General features: G+C 44.9%; 19 protein-coding genes. 3 read left to right on the top strand and 16 right to left on the bottom strand.

Annotated elements, in window-relative coordinates; all coding sequences use genetic code 11:
- Positions 1-49: 49 nt before the first annotated feature.
- Complete coding sequence (locus tag VV089_RS01895; RefSeq protein WP_334334766.1) at positions 50-1,978, bottom strand: PTS beta-glucoside transporter subunit IIBCA; 1,929 nt, start codon at positions 1,976-1,978, stop codon at positions 50-52.
- Positions 1,979-2,163: 185 nt separating this feature from the next.
- Between VV089_RS01895 and VV089_RS01890 the strand changes: the two genes are divergently transcribed.
- On the top strand, positions 2,164-2,991 hold the full coding sequence (locus tag VV089_RS01890) for an AraC family transcriptional regulator (RefSeq protein WP_172540272.1): 828 nt from the start codon (positions 2,164-2,166) through the stop codon (positions 2,989-2,991).
- A gap of 23 nt (positions 2,992-3,014) precedes the next feature.
- Here VV089_RS01890 and VV089_RS01885 read toward each other — a convergent pair whose 3' ends face one another.
- Complete coding sequence (locus tag VV089_RS01885; RefSeq protein WP_334334765.1) at positions 3,015-3,737, bottom strand: glycoside hydrolase family 1 protein; 723 nt, start codon at positions 3,735-3,737, stop codon at positions 3,015-3,017.
- A gap of 52 nt (positions 3,738-3,789) precedes the next feature.
- Positions 3,790-5,007, bottom strand: coding sequence for a PTS transporter subunit EIIB (locus VV089_RS01880; RefSeq protein WP_334334764.1), 1,218 nt, complete (start codon positions 5,005-5,007; stop codon positions 3,790-3,792).
- A 257-nt stretch (positions 5,008-5,264) separates the two neighbouring features.
- Here VV089_RS01880 and VV089_RS01875 point away from each other — a divergent pair, with 257 nt between their 5' ends.
- The gene (locus VV089_RS01875; protein ID WP_172540270.1) at positions 5,265-6,248 is read left to right on the top strand and encodes an AraC family transcriptional regulator; all 984 of its coding nucleotides are present in this window, start codon (positions 5,265-5,267) and stop codon (positions 6,246-6,248) included.
- Between the two features lie 13 nt (positions 6,249-6,261).
- Here VV089_RS01875 and VV089_RS01870 read toward each other — a convergent pair whose 3' ends face one another.
- The 3 genes from VV089_RS01870 to VV089_RS01860 form a co-directional block, all read right to left on the bottom strand.
- Positions 6,262-6,615 (bottom strand): Smr/MutS family protein, encoded by a 354-nt coding sequence (locus tag VV089_RS01870; protein WP_334334763.1) that lies wholly within the window; start codon positions 6,613-6,615, stop codon positions 6,262-6,264.
- Between the two features lies 1 nt (position 6,616).
- A complete protein-coding gene (locus VV089_RS01865) occupies positions 6,617-7,033 on the bottom strand; it encodes an SseB family protein (RefSeq protein WP_172540269.1) in 417 nt (138 codons plus the stop codon).
- A gap of 177 nt (positions 7,034-7,210) precedes the next feature.
- Positions 7,211-7,423, bottom strand: a complete 213-nt coding sequence (locus tag VV089_RS01860; protein WP_172540268.1) for a hypothetical protein — start codon at positions 7,421-7,423, stop codon at positions 7,211-7,213.
- A 332-nt stretch (positions 7,424-7,755) separates the two neighbouring features.
- Between VV089_RS01860 and VV089_RS01855 the strand changes: the two genes are divergently transcribed.
- Positions 7,756-8,271 carry a helix-turn-helix domain-containing protein gene (locus VV089_RS01855; protein ID WP_334334762.1) on the top strand — a complete coding sequence of 172 codons (516 nt, stop codon included), beginning with the start codon at positions 7,756-7,758 and terminating at the stop codon, positions 8,269-8,271.
- Between the two features lie 7 nt (positions 8,272-8,278).
- On the opposite strand, the gene VV089_RS01850 is transcribed toward VV089_RS01855, so the two are convergent.
- The 10 genes from VV089_RS01850 to pfkB all read right to left on the bottom strand — a co-directional run bounded on the left by VV089_RS01850 (position 8,279) and on the right by pfkB (position 17,550).
- Complete coding sequence (locus tag VV089_RS01850; RefSeq protein WP_172540266.1) at positions 8,279-8,695, bottom strand: hypothetical protein; 417 nt, start codon at positions 8,693-8,695, stop codon at positions 8,279-8,281.
- A 201-nt stretch (positions 8,696-8,896) separates the two neighbouring features.
- Positions 8,897-9,085 (bottom strand): hypothetical protein, encoded by a 189-nt coding sequence (locus tag VV089_RS01845; protein WP_334334761.1) that lies wholly within the window; start codon positions 9,083-9,085, stop codon positions 8,897-8,899.
- Between the two features lie 333 nt (positions 9,086-9,418).
- The gene (gene tnpA / locus VV089_RS01840; protein WP_334334760.1) at positions 9,419-9,841 is read right to left on the bottom strand and encodes an IS200/IS605 family transposase; all 423 of its coding nucleotides are present in this window, start codon (positions 9,839-9,841) and stop codon (positions 9,419-9,421) included.
- 135 nt (positions 9,842-9,976) lie between these two features.
- Positions 9,977-10,159 (bottom strand): hypothetical protein, encoded by a 183-nt coding sequence (locus tag VV089_RS01835; protein WP_334334759.1) that lies wholly within the window; start codon positions 10,157-10,159, stop codon positions 9,977-9,979.
- A complete protein-coding gene (locus tag VV089_RS01830) occupies positions 10,152-11,825 on the bottom strand; it encodes an HsdM family class I SAM-dependent methyltransferase (RefSeq protein ID WP_334334758.1) in 1,674 nt (557 codons plus the stop codon). Before VV089_RS01830 ends, VV089_RS01835 begins: the two co-directional genes overlap by 8 nt.
- Before the next feature lie 116 nt (positions 11,826-11,941).
- Complete coding sequence (locus tag VV089_RS01825) at positions 11,942-12,352, bottom strand: hypothetical protein (RefSeq protein WP_334334757.1); 411 nt, start codon at positions 12,350-12,352, stop codon at positions 11,942-11,944.
- The gene (locus VV089_RS01820; RefSeq protein ID WP_334334756.1) at positions 12,318-14,180 is read right to left on the bottom strand and encodes a PTS mannitol transporter subunit IICBA; all 1,863 of its coding nucleotides are present in this window, start codon (positions 14,178-14,180) and stop codon (positions 12,318-12,320) included. Before VV089_RS01820 ends, VV089_RS01825 begins: the two co-directional genes overlap by 35 nt.
- A 220-nt stretch (positions 14,181-14,400) precedes the next feature.
- Positions 14,401-15,162 carry a DeoR/GlpR family DNA-binding transcription regulator gene (locus tag VV089_RS01815; protein WP_334334755.1) on the bottom strand — a complete coding sequence of 254 codons (762 nt, stop codon included), beginning with the start codon at positions 15,160-15,162 and terminating at the stop codon, positions 14,401-14,403.
- Between the two features lie 54 nt (positions 15,163-15,216).
- Positions 15,217-16,485 carry a zinc-binding dehydrogenase gene (locus tag VV089_RS01810; protein ID WP_172541082.1) on the bottom strand — a complete coding sequence of 423 codons (1,269 nt, stop codon included), beginning with the start codon at positions 16,483-16,485 and terminating at the stop codon, positions 15,217-15,219.
- 132 nt (positions 16,486-16,617) lie between these two features.
- Positions 16,618-17,550, bottom strand: coding sequence for a 1-phosphofructokinase (gene pfkB, locus VV089_RS01805; RefSeq protein WP_334334754.1), 933 nt, complete (start codon positions 17,548-17,550; stop codon positions 16,618-16,620).
- Positions 17,551-17,639: the final 89 nt, after the last annotated feature.

Raw genomic sequence — 17,639 nt, 5'->3', positions numbered from 1 at the left:
GACGAAGCCCGCCAGCCTCCTCGGGAACGCCGGACTTATAAAGCCGTACTTACAGGCGTTCTCCATGCCGGACCTTCCGAAGCTCCCATCCGCTCATATCCGGCTGATGTTCCGGGTCCGTAAAAATCATGGGGATAACCGTATCATAACCCTTTTCGGCTATCTTTTTCAAGTCAAACTTAATCAAAAGCTGTCCGGCCTTCACTTGATCTCCATCCTTTACACAGACGGTAAAATGCTCACCCTTAAGATTCACCGTATCCACACCAATGTGAATCAGAATCTCCTCTCCGGCATCCGACACCAGGCAGATAGCGTGCTTCGTCTCAAACACACTGGCTACCGCAGCATTCACCGGAGCATAAACCGCACCTTCCTCCGGCTGAATGGCAATGCCATCGCCAAGTACCTTATTGCGGAAGGTCTCATCCTTCACATCCTCCATGGCAATCATCTCTCCGGCCGTATAAGCAAGGAAGGTTCCCTCCTTATAATCCGCAGCCTCCGCCAGAACTACGGGAGCCGGTTCTTCCACATTCTTTACCTCCGACGTCTTTCCTTCCACAGCTGCAGCCTGCTTCTGAAAGCCGCTCAGAACCAGAGTCATCACAAAGCCCGCTGCCAGAGCAATCACATGGGCAATCACATAGTTTACATAACCATTACCTGCCGGGTCCGCCAGAGCGATTCCCGGAACCACCGTTGTTCCAAAACCAAGGGCTGCCAGATTCGTAAAGTAAACAACCGCACCGCCGATTGCGCCGCCGATGCAGCCGCCAATCAGAGGATACTTAAACCGCACATTCACGCCGAACAGAGCCGGCTCCGTAATTCCGAAAAGCACAGACACAAAGCTGGGAATACAAAGCTCCTGGGTCTTTGCATCTTTCCGGTTCCGAAGCAGATATCCGAGAACCGCACCGCCCTGGGCCGTCATAGCTACCGACATCAGAGGATTGAGAATATTTCTTCCCGTATCCGCTAGAAGCTGCGCTTCAATCGCTCCGAAGATGTGATGAAGTCCCGTAATCACCACAAGCTGCTGAACCCCGGAAAACAGGGCATAGCCAAACACACCCAGATTCTGCGTCATCCACACCAGAGCACCGGTAATACCGGAAGCAAGCCCTCTCCCGAGAGGTCCGATAATCGTAAAGAGCAAAAGCGCCCCGACCAGAGTCGTAAGCAGCGGCGATACCAGAAGCCGGATAACCTCAGGCACCTTTTTCTCAAAAAAGAGATCCAGCTTTGCCGTAACCACACCCATCAGAAGCGCCACGATAATACCGCCCTGAAAGCCGACCAGGTCTACCCCCAGTCCGAAAAGATGCAGCGTAGTAACCTCCACTGTCCCCTGTGCCGCCGCATAAGCATCCGCAAGGCTCGGTGACAGCATAATACATCCCATCACAATACCAAGAATCGGCCGTCCTCCAAACCGCTTACATGCGCTGTAGGCCACAGCCAGAGGAAGAAACCCGAAAATAGCGCCAGAAGAAATATTAATCAACCTTGTGATACCAAACAACGTCTCACTGTTCTGCACCAGATCCACATTCGCAAGCACACCGGAAAGTCCCGTCAGAAGAGCCGCCGCAAGAATACCCGGCATAATATCAATAAACACATCCGAAAGCGCCTTAATGATTCTCTGTAGAGGATTCATCTTCTTATTCGCCTCCGTCTTCAGATCACTCAGGCTCATATTCTGCTTTCCCGTGTACTCCGTAAACACCTCATACACATCGTTCACCAGTCCGGCTCCAAAAATAATCTGAAGCTGATCCCCGGCCACAAACACCCCCTTCGCCAGATCCAGGTTCTCAATCGCCTTCAGATCCGCCGTATCATTGTTCTCCAGAACAATCCGAAGCCGGGTGGCACAGTGGGCTACGCCCTGAATGTTGTCTTTTCCTCCTACCAGTTCCGTCAGTTTTTCCGATATCGCAAGATATCTCTGTCGCTTCTTTTCGTCCATTATATACTCCCCTTTCTCTGCAGATTATGATCTGCTCTTGTTATTTTAACTATACTATATTAAAATAAAGAAAACATGGACAAATGTTGCCTTCTCATGCACCCTTGTGACAAAACCGTTCTCTTTGATGCCAAGGCTTTCTTCCAGGGCTGCAGCGTCCCATTAAAAAAGAAAGGACCCCCGAAATGAAAGACTTCCTCTTCTCCAATGACTACTTCAAAAACCTCGACGCCTTCGTCTACACCTGCGGCTACGAAACCTGCATCCCAGGCCACAGCTACGGCCCCATCATCCGCAGCGGCTACCTCATCCACTATATTCTGGGAGGCCAGGGCTACTATAAAACAAAAGAAACCATGTACCATCTGAAAGAGGGCGACGCCTTCCTCATCTGCCCCGATGAGCTTATCTACTATGAAGCTGACCGCAAAGATCCCTGGATCTACACCTGGATAGGCTTCCAGGGTGTCAAGATCAAAGGTTACTTAGAGCGCACCTCTCTGCTGTCTTCCCCGGTCTTTCACTATGGCCACGATGACCGCATCCGCCTCTGTCACGAAAAAATGTTTGAAGCCAGCCACTTGAACGCCAACCGGGATCTTATGATGAACAGCATCCTCTACGAATACATGTTTCTTCTTGCAAGCAAATTCCCCCGAGAACAGTACACTCCTGGGGAAAAGCAAATCAGCTATGTGGAAGAAACGCTCACCTACCTGGAGACAAATTATTCCAACAAGATCTCTGTCCAAAGCCTGGCTGATTCCATGGGTTTAAACCGCTCTTATCTCCACCGCCTGTTCAAATCTGCTACCGGTTCCTCCCTTAAGGAATACCTCTTAGACCTGCGCATCCGGAAAGCCTGCTCCCTCCTGAAATCTACAGATCTGCCCGTAGCAATCATCTCCCACTCTGTAGGCTATGAGGACACTCTGTACTTCTCCAGGCTCTTTAAAAAGAAAAAAGGCTTAAGCCCCAGTCAGTACCGGGTGCAAAAGCCCAATAATAAGTAAATGGCCTGGAGGATCATCCGCAGTTATTCAAGATCCTCCCCATTACTTTCAATACATTTTTTGTACCAATAAAAGGAATCTTTTTTGTAACGTTTTTTACTCCCCTTTCCTTCATCATCCTGATCCACATATATCACTCCATATCGTTTGCTCATTTCCATAGAACCGCAGGATACAATATCAATAAATCCCCACATAGTGTATCCAATCAAATCTACGCCGTCAAGAATAGCTTCTTTCATTTGCTCAACATGTGTTTTGATATAGTCGATACGATAGGAGTCATGAACACTACCATCATTCTCCAGTACATCTTTTGCTCCCAACCCATTTTCGGCAATAAATATCGGCAATTGATAGCGATCATAGACTTGATTTAAAGTAATGCGAAGCCCTACAGGATCTTTCTGCCATCCCCACTCGCTTGATTCCAGATGTGGATTTTTATTAGCCATGATCAAATTTCCGCTTGTTTTTTCCCATCCCTGATTCACAGTAGAAACCTGTGAAAAATAATAGGAAAATGCTGTAAAATCAATGGTATTGTTATTTAAGATTTCATCATCCACCGCTTCCATTTTGATATGAATGTTTTCTTTTTCAAAATACCTTCTCATGTAAGCAGGATATGCTCCTCTGGCTAATACATCCAAATAAAACCAATTAGAATATTGATCGTCCAGAATCATCTGTAATACATCGTCCGGATGACATGTTGCCGGATATGTGGTAAATCGTGCAATCATACCTCCTGTTTTTTAAAATACTTTGATCTGTTTTTATTTTTTAATGTTTTACTCAGACTTCTTTTTTATTTAAAAGAAATGAAATGATAAATGAAGATAACCACGCAACTGCCATAACTACTAATAACCGCAAAAAGTTATTTCCCTCATCCATATAGGTCGCAATACTTGTTATTCCCGGAGCAGAAAATGCATATGTAACAACTCCCAAAATCATTGCTAATGCACCAGCTATTGCGCCTCCTGCCATAGCCGCATATAATGGCTTCTTTTCGGGTAAAGTAATACCGTATAAAGCTGGTTCTGCAATTGCAAGAACAGTTACCATCCCAGTAGAAATTGCAGCAGACCTTCTCTCACCAGGCTTCATCTTCAAAGCATATGCAATAACCGCCCCAGACACAGCTAAATTGGAGTAGAAGAAATTAGGCAGCATAAAATCATGTCCTAATGTTTCCAGATTCTGAAGTTCAATCGCAGACCATCCTTTTACACCAAAAATAATTGTCAACGGAATGATTCCGCAGAACAGGGCACCTGCCACAGGACCTGCGTTTGTAAACAGCCATACGGATAAAACAACCGGGAATATAGAACCTTTATAATTATAAGCCGGAATATTAAATAAACCGAAATTATAACCTTTAACACCTTCTGCCGGCGACAAGAAAGTTGAATACATCAAGATACCACCTGTCATAATACCAAATATTTCTTTAACCTTAAAACGTTTTGCTGCTGCGTATCCGATAATGAACGGCATAAAATAAAACGGAGCATCCCCTACAGCATTCAGAACCGTAATTATATCTGAGTCAGCCGCAATCAGACCAAGGGCGGTTACCAGTGAAACAATACCTTTGATCATTCCGCCTGCAACAATCGCATACAAACCCGGTGTCACACAGGAAGCCAGAGTATTAAGCCCCCGGGTAATAAGATTTGGCTTCTTTTCCTCAGCTACACTGTCACCGATTTCCGAAGCATTCTCCTCTCCTTCACGGATGTCCGCAATTTCCAAGAAGTCAGCATATACTTCAGGAACATCGGTTCCCACAACACACTGTATCTGTCCACTTGACTCAACAACTTTCAAAAGACCGCTCACACTATCTAATTTATCCATATTTACCAGTTCCGTACTGATCGGAACAATTCGTAACCGGGTTATGCAGTGAAAAACTGTCTTAATGTTCTGGCTTCCTCCAATTGCTTCCAAAATATCTGAGCACATTTTGCCATATTCATACTTTGAAATATCTTTCGCCATCTTTGTTACTCCTTCCTGCTTTCCTTTTTTTCCTTAGTTATCTTTTGTGAACCGGTTCTTACATTTACATCATATGAGAAATCGTCATAGCCCACAATTTCGGAACAAAATATAATCACTTACCAAACTTAATCCGTTCTTATTGCTTGCTTGACGCATAAAGTTTTTATTAATATAATACTTTTAATCTTTCTCTTTTGTCTGGTGTGAAAAAGCCTGCTATAGATATAATTTGTGAGTATTAAAGGAGAATGCATATGAATCTCTGCCAATTAGAAAATAAACTAAGAAAACTATCTTCAAGGGAATTGTATCATCGGGAATATCCGGAACGTTTAAGCAGCCGGTACAAACGTATTGAAAAAATAGTTTTGGATGGCCAAGAATTGTACGTCTTTAAGTTTGACTCTATTATGAATCAGCATAATATCTGTCTTAGTCAACAGTCGCGTTTTACTTCTACGCCGAAACATATTCACTCTGTCATAGAACTTATTTATATATATAATGGAAAAATGACGCAATTTATAAACGACGAAGAAATAACCTTGCATAAAGGAGATGTGTGCATCCTGGATAGGAACACGATTCATGAAATCCGGCCTCTTTCTGAGGAAGATATCGTTATTACAATTGATATGCGAAAAGATTTTTTTACATCAAACTTTCTATCCAGACTGTCTACGCAGGGGCTTGTTTCCCGTTTTCTCGTTGATGCCCTTCGTGAAAAGCAAGGCAAGTATCAATACCTGATTTTTCATAAACAGCCTGATATTCATATCCACTTCATTATCCAGCAGCTTCTCTGTGAATATTATGATTCTAAAATCTGTAGTGATGAGATTATGGATGCCTATATGATCATATTGTTTTCCCAGCTTCTGCGCATGTACCAAAAGCATCCTCTTGCAGAGCCAAATGACAGCAATAACAATGAGATGCTATTACTGATTCTCCGATATATAGAATCCAATTATCTGACGGCCACCTTGAATTCCGTCGCTGATATCTTTGGATTTCATCCTAACTATCTGAGTTCTTATGTAAAAAAACATACAGGGAAATCTTTTAAAGAACTTCTTATTACCCAGCGCATGATCCAAGCCGGATTTTTTCTTAAAAATACAAATATGCCGGTTTTAGAAATCATTCGAGAAATCGGCTATGAAAATCAAGGATTTTTCTACAAAAAATTTCAAGAGTATTACCACATGTCTCCAATAGAATACCGCAATTCTTAAAGTATCTTCTTCCTTACAACTCCCGCAATACCAACTCCGTAATCCCAGGGTTGTCCCCCATTGTAATGCGTTTTATTTTCGGCTCCCTTTCATATCCAAATTCTTCCCGAATGCCATCACGGATTCTGGTACCTCCGTGATATCCATGTATAACCCGAATCCGATATACACTTGCATTTGCCCTGTTCAACTGTTTTCTTATTTCCTTAAATGCTTCCTCAACATTTTTTCCATGAACATCAATTTCAATAATTCCTGATAGCATATGAACCATTCTCCTCTTAAAAAGCTTCGAAAACTTTTTTCGCAAACCCATGTTTACCCTAAACCATGCAGATAAATCTGCCATGCCATACGGTTCTTTCAAATCAGTTCTCTCCCAGAATAATCCCTATTAATTCCTTATCCAGCATAATAGTCCGATTAAAGGGATTGATGATGATACCATTGATTCCATCGGTCCTTAGGGCTATCTCAAACAGTTGTTTCATACTTCCCAAAAAAGTAGACATCACACGGCTGTTTCCTCTCATTTCTTCCTCAAAGCTGGTAAAGGCAGACCACCAGACGCCTCCATCCTCTGTTTTAATGGCCTGTGCATTCATCTGAGCATTCCCTTTTGACACATCCACCGCAACAACCAACTGGCCTCCATCATTCATCCGGCGGCGAATAACCGTCAGCACATGTGCCAGCATCTCCTGTGTTGGCTCCTGCTGCAAATCTGCGATTGCTCTTTCTATTTTCTCATTTTTCTGTAAATGTTCATCCAGTATCTGACTCATGTTTCCCCCTTATTCTGTCTTGTATTATCCGCCTTAAGCGGCGGCCTGACCCTGAATTGTCCGCTGCTCAATTTCCCACACAGCAGCAATTCCGGTTTTCTCGTTCCACCCAGAAGATATGAATGCCAGCCCGAACGTAACAAAATCACATCCCAGCTGGCTTCCCTGTAATATTCTCTAATTTTTACTGATGCCTGCTATAATACCGCCCACAATCAATATGAAAAAAGCTATGTAAAACATTCCGCTGACAGCCATTATAATTAAAACAAACGGCAGGAGCACAATTGTAAGCAAAAATTTTGTTATTCCCCAAGTCGCCTTAAGACCAAACAAAAATAATTTTCCAAAAAACCAAATCATACATACTGCAAATAACAGTGTTAACATTTTTAACCTCCATCTGCCAGCCCACACCGCTGGCTCACTAAAATGAAATAAGTCTTCCGGTCACGCTCTCAGCTCTTTTCCGGCTTGAAATCCGATTTATTTCTGATTCCTATTTTTTTGCTAAACTCCGGATTCTGCTCCATTTTTTCAAGCATCCGAATTAGCTGCATCCGTTTTTCCGTACCCATCCGCTCATCCCATTCTGTATTACTTATTCTTGCCGTTTCCACATGTTTTCAGTATAATAAATGACAGGAGAAAAATACACGCCGGATAAAGAGATATAACCTGGTGTATTTCTCAATCTTCGAGAAATGAGGAAGTGATTTATTATGGGCAAACAATCCGTACGGGAAAATAAAAACATTTATCAGCTCTGCCGGGAAGAACAGGGCCTGACACGTGAAAAGGCCAGCGAGAAGATGGCCGGCATCTCTGCCTCCAGAATTGAAAAAATCGAATACGAGCTGCAGGAGCCCACGCCTTATGATATTGTTCAAATGGCGGATTGCTACAAAAGACCGGACCTGTGCAATTACTACTGTTCCCACAAATGTACCATCGGAGCCCGCTATGTTCCGGAAATTGAGGTGTCGGAGTTATCCAATATCATTTTAGAAACCATCGCCAGCTTAAACGAAATCAATCCCTTAACCGGCCGCCTTATCCAGATTGCCCGGGATGGAAAGATAACGGATGACGAGATCAAGGACTTTGCATTTATCAGCAAAAAGCTGGATGAGGTATCCCTTGCCGTTGATTCGCTGAATCTGTGGGTGGATAAAACCGCCAGCGAGAATAATATTAATATTGAGCTATTGAATGCGGAAAAAGAACGATTAAAATAGCGGCCGCTTAAAAGCTTTGCAGCCGTCTCAGGATATTTTCAACCTGCCCAATGGCTTCCGCAACCTGGCTTCCTGCATTGTTGATCCTGTCCTGAACCATCCAGTCTACAATAAATCCGTCAAAGAACCAGTCCGCAAAGGAAAGAAAATCACCCGTTTCCATCTCCAGATTATAAGAGATGCTTACATCTCTCAATTCCCGGCTGAAATTCTGAAGTTCGTATTTTGCCTGATCCATATTTTGTTTTGCAGCATCCATTTTGGAACGCTTGATCATGGTAGAAAAAAATCCTCCGCCAAACATATCCCATAGGCCCCAACTTTTTGCACTGTTCAAATCACTCTGTGCAGCCCTTAAGCTGTTGAGAGCCCGATGTCCTGCGGCGATTGCTTCTCTTTTTTCTTTTTCCAAATCATATGCCATATGCATTTCCCCCTATTCCATTTAAAATGATTATATAATGTACTTGAGGGCTGGTAAACCACTACCTTGTGGAAATAGAAGATTCTATTTCTCGATTTTTTCTATCATAACCTTATTCATATTTAAACTTTGGCAGTTCCGACAGTGGACCAGACATGAAGGTCAAAATAAGTGGCTGGCAAAGATTCATTGAATCAAAAACTATTCAAAAACAATCTCCTCTTCTGCTTTATTATAAATATCAATCTGATTTTGAACATCAATTTCATTCACCAGCCATCCTCTTACCATGCAGAGCTTAATGAAATCGTCAATTCGGTTCACTCCATTCATTTCTTTCAGAGTGACAACAACACCAAAATGCAAGCCTCTTCCGGCCTTTGGCGCCAAACGCTCCTTTGTCTTGATACTTAATCCCCAGACACCTCCCGGATATGCTTTTCTGGCCCTTGCATTGTCTTTTAGTTCTTCGCTGATATGCTTAATATTATCCCATTTGCGGTACAGCTTTCTCGCATCTTCCTCATAGATATTTTGAATGCCCTCGTCTGCCTGTTTATTATAGTCGATAGCCTTAATTCTTCCTTTCCCATCCTTTTCAAGTTAGCAACCCCCATTTCAAATGGGGGTTTAGTTTTAACCCCTCCGGGGTATAGTACTGGTTCCGCCTAAGGCGGGGTTCCGCAATACCATCTTTACCAGTTGCCCCCTACAGGGGGCCTTTTACTTTCTTCCATCTTCTAACTTGTCATTCTCTTCTTGTTCTTGTATATATTTTCTAATTGTTTCTTCATTTACATTCCCTACTGTTGATACAAAATATCCTCTGGCCCAGAAATGTCTGTCTCCCCATTTCGTTCGGTACTCCGGATGTCTGTCAAACAGCATTAATGTACTCTTCCCTTTCAGATATGACATGAATTCCGATACACACATCTTTGGCGGTATCGCCACATACATATGCACATGATCTATACATACCTTCCCGTCCATTAGCTGCACCTGTTTCATCTCACATAATTTCTTTATAATTTCTACCAAATCTCTCTTCGTCTCTCCATACATGATTTTTCTTCGATATTTCGGTATGAAGATAATATGATATGTGCAATTCCATCTGGTGTGTGCTATACTTTGATTATCCATTTTGGATACCTCCTATGCTTTTGATATGGCCTGCGAAACCAATATCATTATAGCATAGGAGGTTTTAGTACTTTATGCAACGCTACGGCTTTGCCTCGGCCCCCATTTCAAATGGGGGATATAGATACGATTTCATTATATTATCCCTATTATTGCACATTCACCCTCAAAATTGTACGTATCTGTATATCCTCTTAACCCATTTCCACCAAAAACCGGATACATTCCCTCATCTTTTATTTTTGAAGAAATTATATTTTTTCCACTACTAAATCTGGAACAGACATTTCCAATTGTGTCTAATTTGTTATTATTCATATTTTAATTCCCCTAGCCTCTCCCTAATCTCCTCCTCCAAAGCCTTCCCCTCCGAAAACAGCTTTTCAAGATTCGAGGAATATGCTCGCATCCTTTTCTCAAACGCCTCCGGCGACAATTCTACAAACTCAATCCGCACTTCAAAATACTGCCCTGCCGACAAGGAGTAATTTTTATCTGCAATCTCCTCATAGGTCACCGAAACGCTAAAGTCCTCTACAACATCCTGATTGATAAACGTATCTTCAATCTTCTTTACTTCATCCGGACGTAAAACAGTTCTCTGGTTCTTCCCCTCTTTCCTCTTTTCCCCCAGCTTGGAGGCATCGATCAACATGATATTCCCCTCTTTATTGGATTTATCAATAAAGAGAACAGATACGTTAGTTCCCGTATTGGCAAAGATATTTGAGGGCATAGAAATAACGCCTTTCAGCCAGTGCTTATCAACGATTGTCTGGCGAACCATCCTTTCAATGCCTGACTGCGCCGTAATAAATCCTGTAGGCACAACAATCGCCGCTTTCCCGTCCTCTTTTAAGCTCCAAAGAATATGCTGAATAAAACACAAGTATACTCCCATGGATTCTTTCTTCTTATTTGGGATCTTGGGCACTCCTGCAAAGAATCTCTTGATTCCATCCCTTACCTCGGAATTCTCCCACTTTTGTTCAATAGAATTTCTAGTAGAAGAAAAATCCATCTTAAAGGGAGGATTTGATGTTATATAGTCAAACCGCTTTACCCCTGAGCCTGGATCGTGTGCCGCCTTATAATGTGCCGGTGTTTCAAGTGTATCACCCTCAATGATGTTATCCAAACTGTTTGTAAGTCCGTTAAGCAGCATATTTGTCCTTAAGAATCTGGATGATTTACCAGAAATATCCTGTGTATAAACCTGTGCCCTATCGCCGAAGCTTCCCTTTCCTAAAGCATTTGCAAGATGAAGCACCAGTGAGCCGGATCCGGCTGACGGATCATACACATCATAAATCTTATCCTCTATCGGCGACATTCCTACCAGAATCTTTGCAATAATAGCAGAGATAGCCTGTGGGGTAAAATACTCTGCATATACACCGCTGGCAACGTTGTAGTCCTTAATCAGATGCTCAAAGATAGCACTGTAAAAGTCAAAATTGTTTTTAAATGCTGCTCCGAAATCAAATTTGTCCTGACTGATAATTCCAAATATATTTTTGGCAAAATTATTTCTCTTGGATACTTCCACATTTTCCGTAACCCTGGTAAACAACGGCTTTCTTCCTCCATCTGCCGTATCAATACTGAATTCTTCATTTTCCGGATAATTGGATATTCTCTCCAACGCATCATCAAAAAGCTTGTAGAAATCATTATTTCCAACTTTGTTGATCAGGCATTCAATCGTGTCCTCATACTTAAAGGCAACATCCTGTGGGTATGTATCATAGAAACCTGCAAAGGTATCTTCATCCTGCAAAACCTCTTCGATACTTATACCCATTTCATCAGCAAAGACTTTCATATTTGCCATAAATTTGTCATTGAGAAATTTGTACAGAAATACGGAAGTAATCACTACTTCTTCACTTGCCTGATTGGATAAGCCATTTGTCTGGCAAAGCCCTTTCATTTCATCAATCATCTGTTTTATCTTGGTTTCTAATGTAAAAATGTCCGGCATGATAATATCTCCTATTCCAGTTCCGTAATCTCCCTTACAATACACCGGTATGAAATCAATCTACAGCCACAGATGCATGTGCCTGTAAATTGATTTGTGCATTGTAAAAGACATTACTATTTGAATATCTGTATATTCGTGTATAAATCGTTAAGCAGCTGCGCATAAAATCCTTTGATTTTACCGTACAGTTTTTCTTTCAAAAGAGTTTTTGTTGCCTTTGACTTTATGGAATCAGCAAAATTTTTCCTGCCCTGAACCATCACAATTTCCTTATCCAGGACATCCTCTATCTCGTGATAAATAATAACTAAAGTCTTTTCAATCTCTGTCCCAGATCCATGATGATAACTATTCCATAAAAATAAATGGCCCCGGATATTCTCCAAGAACCATTTATTTTCTACCTTAACGGGTGAAATGCAAAATCTGCCCGCCCTAAAGGAGCATGTATCAAGAGTGCCCACAGGGTATATCTGTATAAATTTACGCTTATGCCAGCTGCTCCAGCACCCAGTCCACATCATCTGTGGTCTTCAGCGTTTCCAGTCTGGCCTCATCTTCCAGAAGGGTGCAGAGCTTTCCCAAAAGATCCAGGTGCTCGTCTCCTACTCCTGCAATGCCGAATACAAGCTGCGCCTTTTCCTCCCCAAAATCCACGCCTTCGGGATACTGGAAGAATACAATTCCGCTCTTTTTCACCGTGCCCTTGGCCTGGGTGGTGCCGTGAGGTATCGCTACGCCCATACCCATGTAAGTCGTAACAAGCTTCTCCCTCTCCTGCATGGCCGCCACATAGGAACCGTCCACATAGCCCAGCTTTTCCAGAAGCTCCCCGGCTGCCTGGATAGCCTCTTCCTTGCTCACCGGCTTCTGCCCAAGCTGGATCCCCTCTTTTATAAGAATATTTTTCTTGATGGGCACATCGGGAATCACAATGTCGGTGTTCTCTCCTGCAGGAGCCGCAGGCTGATCCCCGGTGGTCAGCTGTACATACAGAGCGTCCAGAGCCGGATCTGCCAGAAAGTTTCCGATGGTGATAAGCTGTGCCTGGGGTGCGGATTTCTTTGCCCGGTCGGCCAGAGTGGTCTGTACTACTGCAATATCACAGTCCCCGGGAATATTGTCCACAGAGGTATTGATCACCGTGATATCCGGACGGTTTCCTTTGATACGGTTGCGGAACTTGGTTGCTCCCATGGCTGAGGAACCCATACCTGCATCACAGGCAAATACAATCTTTTTAACTTCGGAAGCTTTCTCAATAGTGCCCGGAACCGCTGCCTGCCCTTTGGCTTCCGCTTTTCTGGCCGCCATCTCGCTCTGGGCTTCCTCCAGGCTCTTGCTGCCGGCCATCTTTACGAGGGGAGAAGCAACTACAAAGGAAACTCCCGCTGCAATCACTACGCCTAAAATCACTTTCACCATATCCGATCCCGGCGTCATCATCAGGTATGCAATGATGGAACCTGGTGATGCCGGGCCGACCAGGCCGGCGCCTGTGATGGTGTACCAGAGAATCGCCGCCATATTTCCCAGAATCGGGGCAATGATAACAAAGGGATTCATCAGTATATATGGAAAATAAATCTCATGGATACCGCCAAGAAGGTGAATAATCACTGCGCCCGGAGCAGAATCCTTTGTGGTCTTATCCTTACAAAAAAACATGTAAGCCAGGAGAACACCAAGGCCGGGACCGGGATTGGCCTCCAGCATGTACATAATGGACTTTCCTGCATCTGCCGCCTGGATGGTGGCAATGGGGGTGAACACACCGTGGTTAATGGCATTGTTCAGAAACAGCACCTTCGCCGGTTCAATGAATACGGCTGCCAGAGGAAGCAGGCTGTGCTCCACCAGAAAGGTAACGCCTGCGGCAAGCACTGCCAGGATGCCGCTCATAATCGGGCCGATCAGTATGTAACCCAGCATGGCAAGAAGCATGCCCAGAATGCCTGCCGAAAAGTTATTAATCAGCATCTCAAAGCCGGCAGGCATACGGCCCTCCATCAGTTGGTCAAATTTCTTGACGCAAAGGCCGGAAAGGGGGCCCATGACCATGGCGGCCATAAGCATTGTGATCTCTGTGTTGCTGAGAATTGCACCGATAACGGCAATGGCTGCAACCACCCGTCCCCGGTCGCCGCCGATCATGCGTCCGCCGGTGGATGCAATCAAAATGGGGATCAGGTATGTCAGCATGGGGCCGACCATGCTGTTAAAGCCCTTGTTGGGGATCCAGCCGGTATCGATAAACAGTGCGGCAAGAAAACCAAAGGCGATAAGTGCGCCGATGTTCGGCATTACCATGGCCGACAAAAATTTTCCAAAACGCTGTACTTTATTTTTCAAAATCGTCCCTCCTATTAAAAGTCGCTGCGCGACAGCACTAAAGGGTAACGCTGCTTCGACACACCGGTAATGAGAGAAACTTTTATTCGAAAAAGCACTCATAAAAGTTCCTCTCGTGTGCCTTTGCAGCTTTACCGTCCAGCAGAAATTACTTTTAATAAATACTTGACATTTCTTAGCTGGACTATTTCTAAATAGTCAGGGATTCAAGAAAACAGATCTACAAAACCTCCACCTGGTGCCTCCTGCATTCTTCCAGAAAGTCCTCTGGAAGACTCCCGTCTGACACTACAACATCTATGGCATCCAGGCCGCAGATGTTGAAGCTGCATTTGAGCCCAAGCTTGCTGGAATCCATCAGTACAATCACCTGGTCGGACTGCCGTACCGCAGTCTGCTTGAGAATCGCCTCGTCCCGGATGCCGCAGCTAAAGCCTGCATCCCTGTGATAGCCGGTGATTCCTAAAAATGCCTGGTGAAAGTTCACGCCCTCCAGTTCTTTAATAGCGGAAAATCCAAACACACTCTGGCTGTACCGGTTCAGCTTGCCTCCCGGAAGTATCACAGCAGGCTTGGAAAGACCCGCCAGCTCCGTGGCGCAGCTTAGGCCTGTAGTGTAAATCAGATTGGACTGATCTGGAAACTGACGGGCAAACATGGTGGTGGTACTGCCGGAATCCAGATAGACCGTAGTATCCGGGCGCAGAAGCGTCAGCGCCTTTTCCGCTATTTTCTGCTTCTGGGGAATATTGCGGACGGACTTACGGCCCAGAAAATCATCGGTGCCGATAAGCACCTGGACGGATTTCGCTCCGCCGTGAATCCTTAAGATCCGCCTGGCCTCATCCAGAAGCTTTAAGTCTGTGCGCAGGGTCATTTCCGATACATTGGGAAAGGCATCCTTCAGCTGTGAAAAGCTGACGGTTCCGTTTTCATTAATCAGATCTACAATCGCATTTCTGCGTGTTTCCATTGAATCCATATACATTCCTCCGATCTGGGCCGAAAAGCTCCCCGAACCGGAGATTTCGGTCTCTTATTCTTTTATAAAGTTTGCCAGTAAGTATTCCTCTGCCTCCGGGCACCACAGGCCCTGATGTGCGTCTACGATATCTGCCAGCGCAATTAAGTCCTTGTTGTCCTCCTTCTCTCCCTTGGCGCGCAGATCGCTTAAGGCGGTCAGAGGCATGGTCAGATGGGTGTAAATAAGCTTTTTGCCGCCGGGAATCTTTGGCAGATTCAAGGTCGTGTCTACCACTGCATCCAGTCCTCCGATGTGTGTAACCATAACGGCCGGGTTGATGCGGCCGGCTGCCGTCAGCTTTAAGGACTCCAGCATATCGTCGGTGTTGCCCCCGGTGGTTCCCATTACGTGGGTGGAATTGTAGTGTACGTCGTAGAAATTCATGGCTGCGCTGAACTTGTTGTCAGTGGGGCCGGCAAAGAAGTTCAGACAACCGTCGCGGCCCAAAATCTCGCTGGACTGCTGAATGACGATAGCTACCGGAGCATAGCAGAATACGTCGTCAAAACCGGTTCCGCCGGAGATTTTGCGCAGTTCTGCTACCGGATCCTCATAATTGCTCATATTTACAAAATGAAGTTCAACGCCGTCTTTTTTTGCTTCCTCTACAGGGAACAATTCCTCTGCACGGGCCAGGCGCTCCGGGTTTACATCTGTTACTACAACCATGGAAGGACGTGCATCCCGGTGAAGGGCGTAGGTAAGCGCTCCAAGTCCCATGGGGCCTGCGCCTGCCATAATTGCCAGCTTGCCGCCCTCTTTGATTCCCATTTCGTGGGTGTAGACACCCATTTTGGTGTGGTAGGCCGCATTAAATGCGCCGATGCTGCAGGACATGGGCTCTGCCAGGGATGCTTCATAGTAGGCGCGTCCTGTGTACTCAAAGAGACAGTTCAGCTCCATGACTTCCGCCGGAAGGATGCAGTAGGTGCAGTCGCCGCCGAAGAATTCGTAGGAATAGCCGGGGCTCCACATGGTTCCCTTGTAGTTGAGGGCCGGCTGCAGGGTGAATTTCATGCCGGGCTTGAATTTGTCCTGGTGGTTTTTGCCTACTTTTACGATGTCGCCGGCAAATTCATGGCCCATGATGGCCGGATGCTCTGCCACATCATCGTGGACACGCTTATGGTCTGCACCCAGGATGGCGCATTTGTAGGTGGACATGCAGATGCTGTCGGACACGACTTTGACAAGGATTTCGTCGTCGGTGATCTCTGGAAGCTCAAATTCATCCAGTCTTAAATCGTTGGCTCCATGTAGTCTTACTGCTTTTGCTTTCATAATAACAGTTCCTTTCTTTATGATATTTGATTATGGTTGGTTTTGCAACAATCGAATTGGTTTTGCAGCAACAGTTTTTGAAAAACGGACGGCTCCAGGCAGAATTTGTGAGATGGCAGGATTTCTGACCGGTTACAGCTTATGGAATACGACTTTGGGTATCAGGTTTTTGATGGTGTCGTATTCGGCGGCCTGGGTTCCGCTGCACATGACGTTGGCGGCTCCGGCAGCGGTAGAGAGACGGACAGTGTCTTCCAGACTTTTTCCGGATTCCTCGGCTACGGCTAATGCAGCTACTACGCTGTCGCCGGCTCCTACAGTACTCTTTACTGGGACCTTTAATCCTTTGGCATAGATAGTTTCTTCCTCTGTTATGTACAGGGCTCCGGCGCCTCCCATGGATATTACGATTTTTGCTATGCTGTATTTTTCCATAAGATCACGGGCCGCTTTTTCGAGTTCCGTTGGTGTTTCCAGCTTTTCTCCCATAAGTGCCGAAAGCTCGTGATTGTTGGGTTTAATGAGGTAAGGAGACGCTTTCAGTCCCTCCGCCAGCAGTTCTCCGTCCGCATCCAGAATCACTTTTGCCCCGGCTTTTTTTAAGGCTCTTACCCAGGCGGCATAGGTATCTTTTGGCGAACCCTTGGGCAGACTTCCGGACAGTACTACGATATCTCCCTCATTTACTTCTAAAAGAAGCTCCTGCAAAAGACCCTCCAGTATTTCCCCAGATACGGTGATACCGGGCTCGTTAAGGTCAGTATTGGTGTGATTGACCGGATCGATAACTTTCAAGTTGGTCCGGGTCTCTCCCTCTACGAACCAGAAGCCAGTCTTAATCTCCATGGCCTCCAGTGCAAGGCTGATAGCCCGGCCGGTGTTTCCTCCCAGTATGCCCGCGGCTGTGCTTTCGCCGCCCAGCTTCTTTATTACCTTGGACACGTTGATGCCTTTTCCGCCCGGGTCGGTCCGCATGGTGGTGATGCGGTTTACGCTGTCTACGGTTAAGGATGGAATTTCAACCGTTTTGTCCAGAGCCGGATTCAGTGTAACTGTGTAAATCATGGTAAAACCTCCTTTCATTCTTTTGAAACAACAGTGCATTTTTTGTTGTTTTAACAACTTTAACTATATAATATCATAGTTTCAACAAT

Origin of the sequence: Candidatus Merdisoma sp. JLR.KK011 (assembly GCF_036941125.1) — a bacterium.
Taxonomy (GTDB): domain Bacteria; phylum Bacillota; class Clostridia; order Lachnospirales; family Lachnospiraceae; genus Laedolimicola.
The sequence above is the reverse complement of the archived record's forward strand: the minus strand, read 5'-3'. Positions and strand labels throughout refer to the sequence as shown.

Bases quoted from the DNA above. Each gene is read 5' to 3' on its own strand.
- VV089_RS01895 (WP_334334766.1), bottom strand. From the start codon at position 1,978: ATGGACGAAAAGAAGCGACAGAGATATCTTGCGATATCGGAAAAACTG.
- VV089_RS01890 (WP_172540272.1), top strand. From the start codon at position 2,164: ATGAAAGACTTCCTCTTCTCCAATGACTACTTCAAAAACCTCGACGCC.
- VV089_RS01885 (WP_334334765.1), bottom strand. From the start codon at position 3,737: ATGATTGCACGATTTACCACATATCCGGCAACATGTCATCCGGACGAT.
- VV089_RS01880 (WP_334334764.1), bottom strand. From the start codon at position 5,007: ATGGCGAAAGATATTTCAAAGTATGAATATGGCAAAATGTGCTCAGAT.
- VV089_RS01875 (WP_172540270.1), top strand. From the start codon at position 5,265: ATGAATCTCTGCCAATTAGAAAATAAACTAAGAAAACTATCTTCAAGG.
- VV089_RS01865 (WP_172540269.1), bottom strand. From the start codon at position 7,033: ATGAGTCAGATACTGGATGAACATTTACAGAAAAATGAGAAAATAGAA.
- VV089_RS01860 (WP_172540268.1), bottom strand. From the start codon at position 7,423: ATGTTAACACTGTTATTTGCAGTATGTATGATTTGGTTTTTTGGAAAA.
- VV089_RS01855 (WP_334334762.1), top strand. From the start codon at position 7,756: ATGGGCAAACAATCCGTACGGGAAAATAAAAACATTTATCAGCTCTGC.
- VV089_RS01850 (WP_172540266.1), bottom strand. From the start codon at position 8,695: ATGGCATATGATTTGGAAAAAGAAAAAAGAGAAGCAATCGCCGCAGGA.
- tnpA (WP_334334760.1), bottom strand. From the start codon at position 9,841: ATGGATAATCAAAGTATAGCACACACCAGATGGAATTGCACATATCAT.
- VV089_RS01835 (WP_334334759.1), bottom strand. From the start codon at position 10,159: ATGAATAATAACAAATTAGACACAATTGGAAATGTCTGTTCCAGATTT.
- VV089_RS01830 (WP_334334758.1), bottom strand. From the start codon at position 11,825: ATGCCGGACATTTTTACATTAGAAACCAAGATAAAACAGATGATTGAT.
- VV089_RS01825 (WP_334334757.1), bottom strand. From the start codon at position 12,352: ATGATGTGGACTGGGTGCTGGAGCAGCTGGCATAAGCGTAAATTTATA.
- VV089_RS01815 (WP_334334755.1), bottom strand. From the start codon at position 15,162: ATGGATTCAATGGAAACACGCAGAAATGCGATTGTAGATCTGATTAAT.
- VV089_RS01810 (WP_172541082.1), bottom strand. From the start codon at position 16,485: ATGAAAGCAAAAGCAGTAAGACTACATGGAGCCAACGATTTAAGACTG.
- pfkB (WP_334334754.1), bottom strand. From the start codon at position 17,550: ATGATTTACACAGTTACACTGAATCCGGCTCTGGACAAAACGGTTGAA.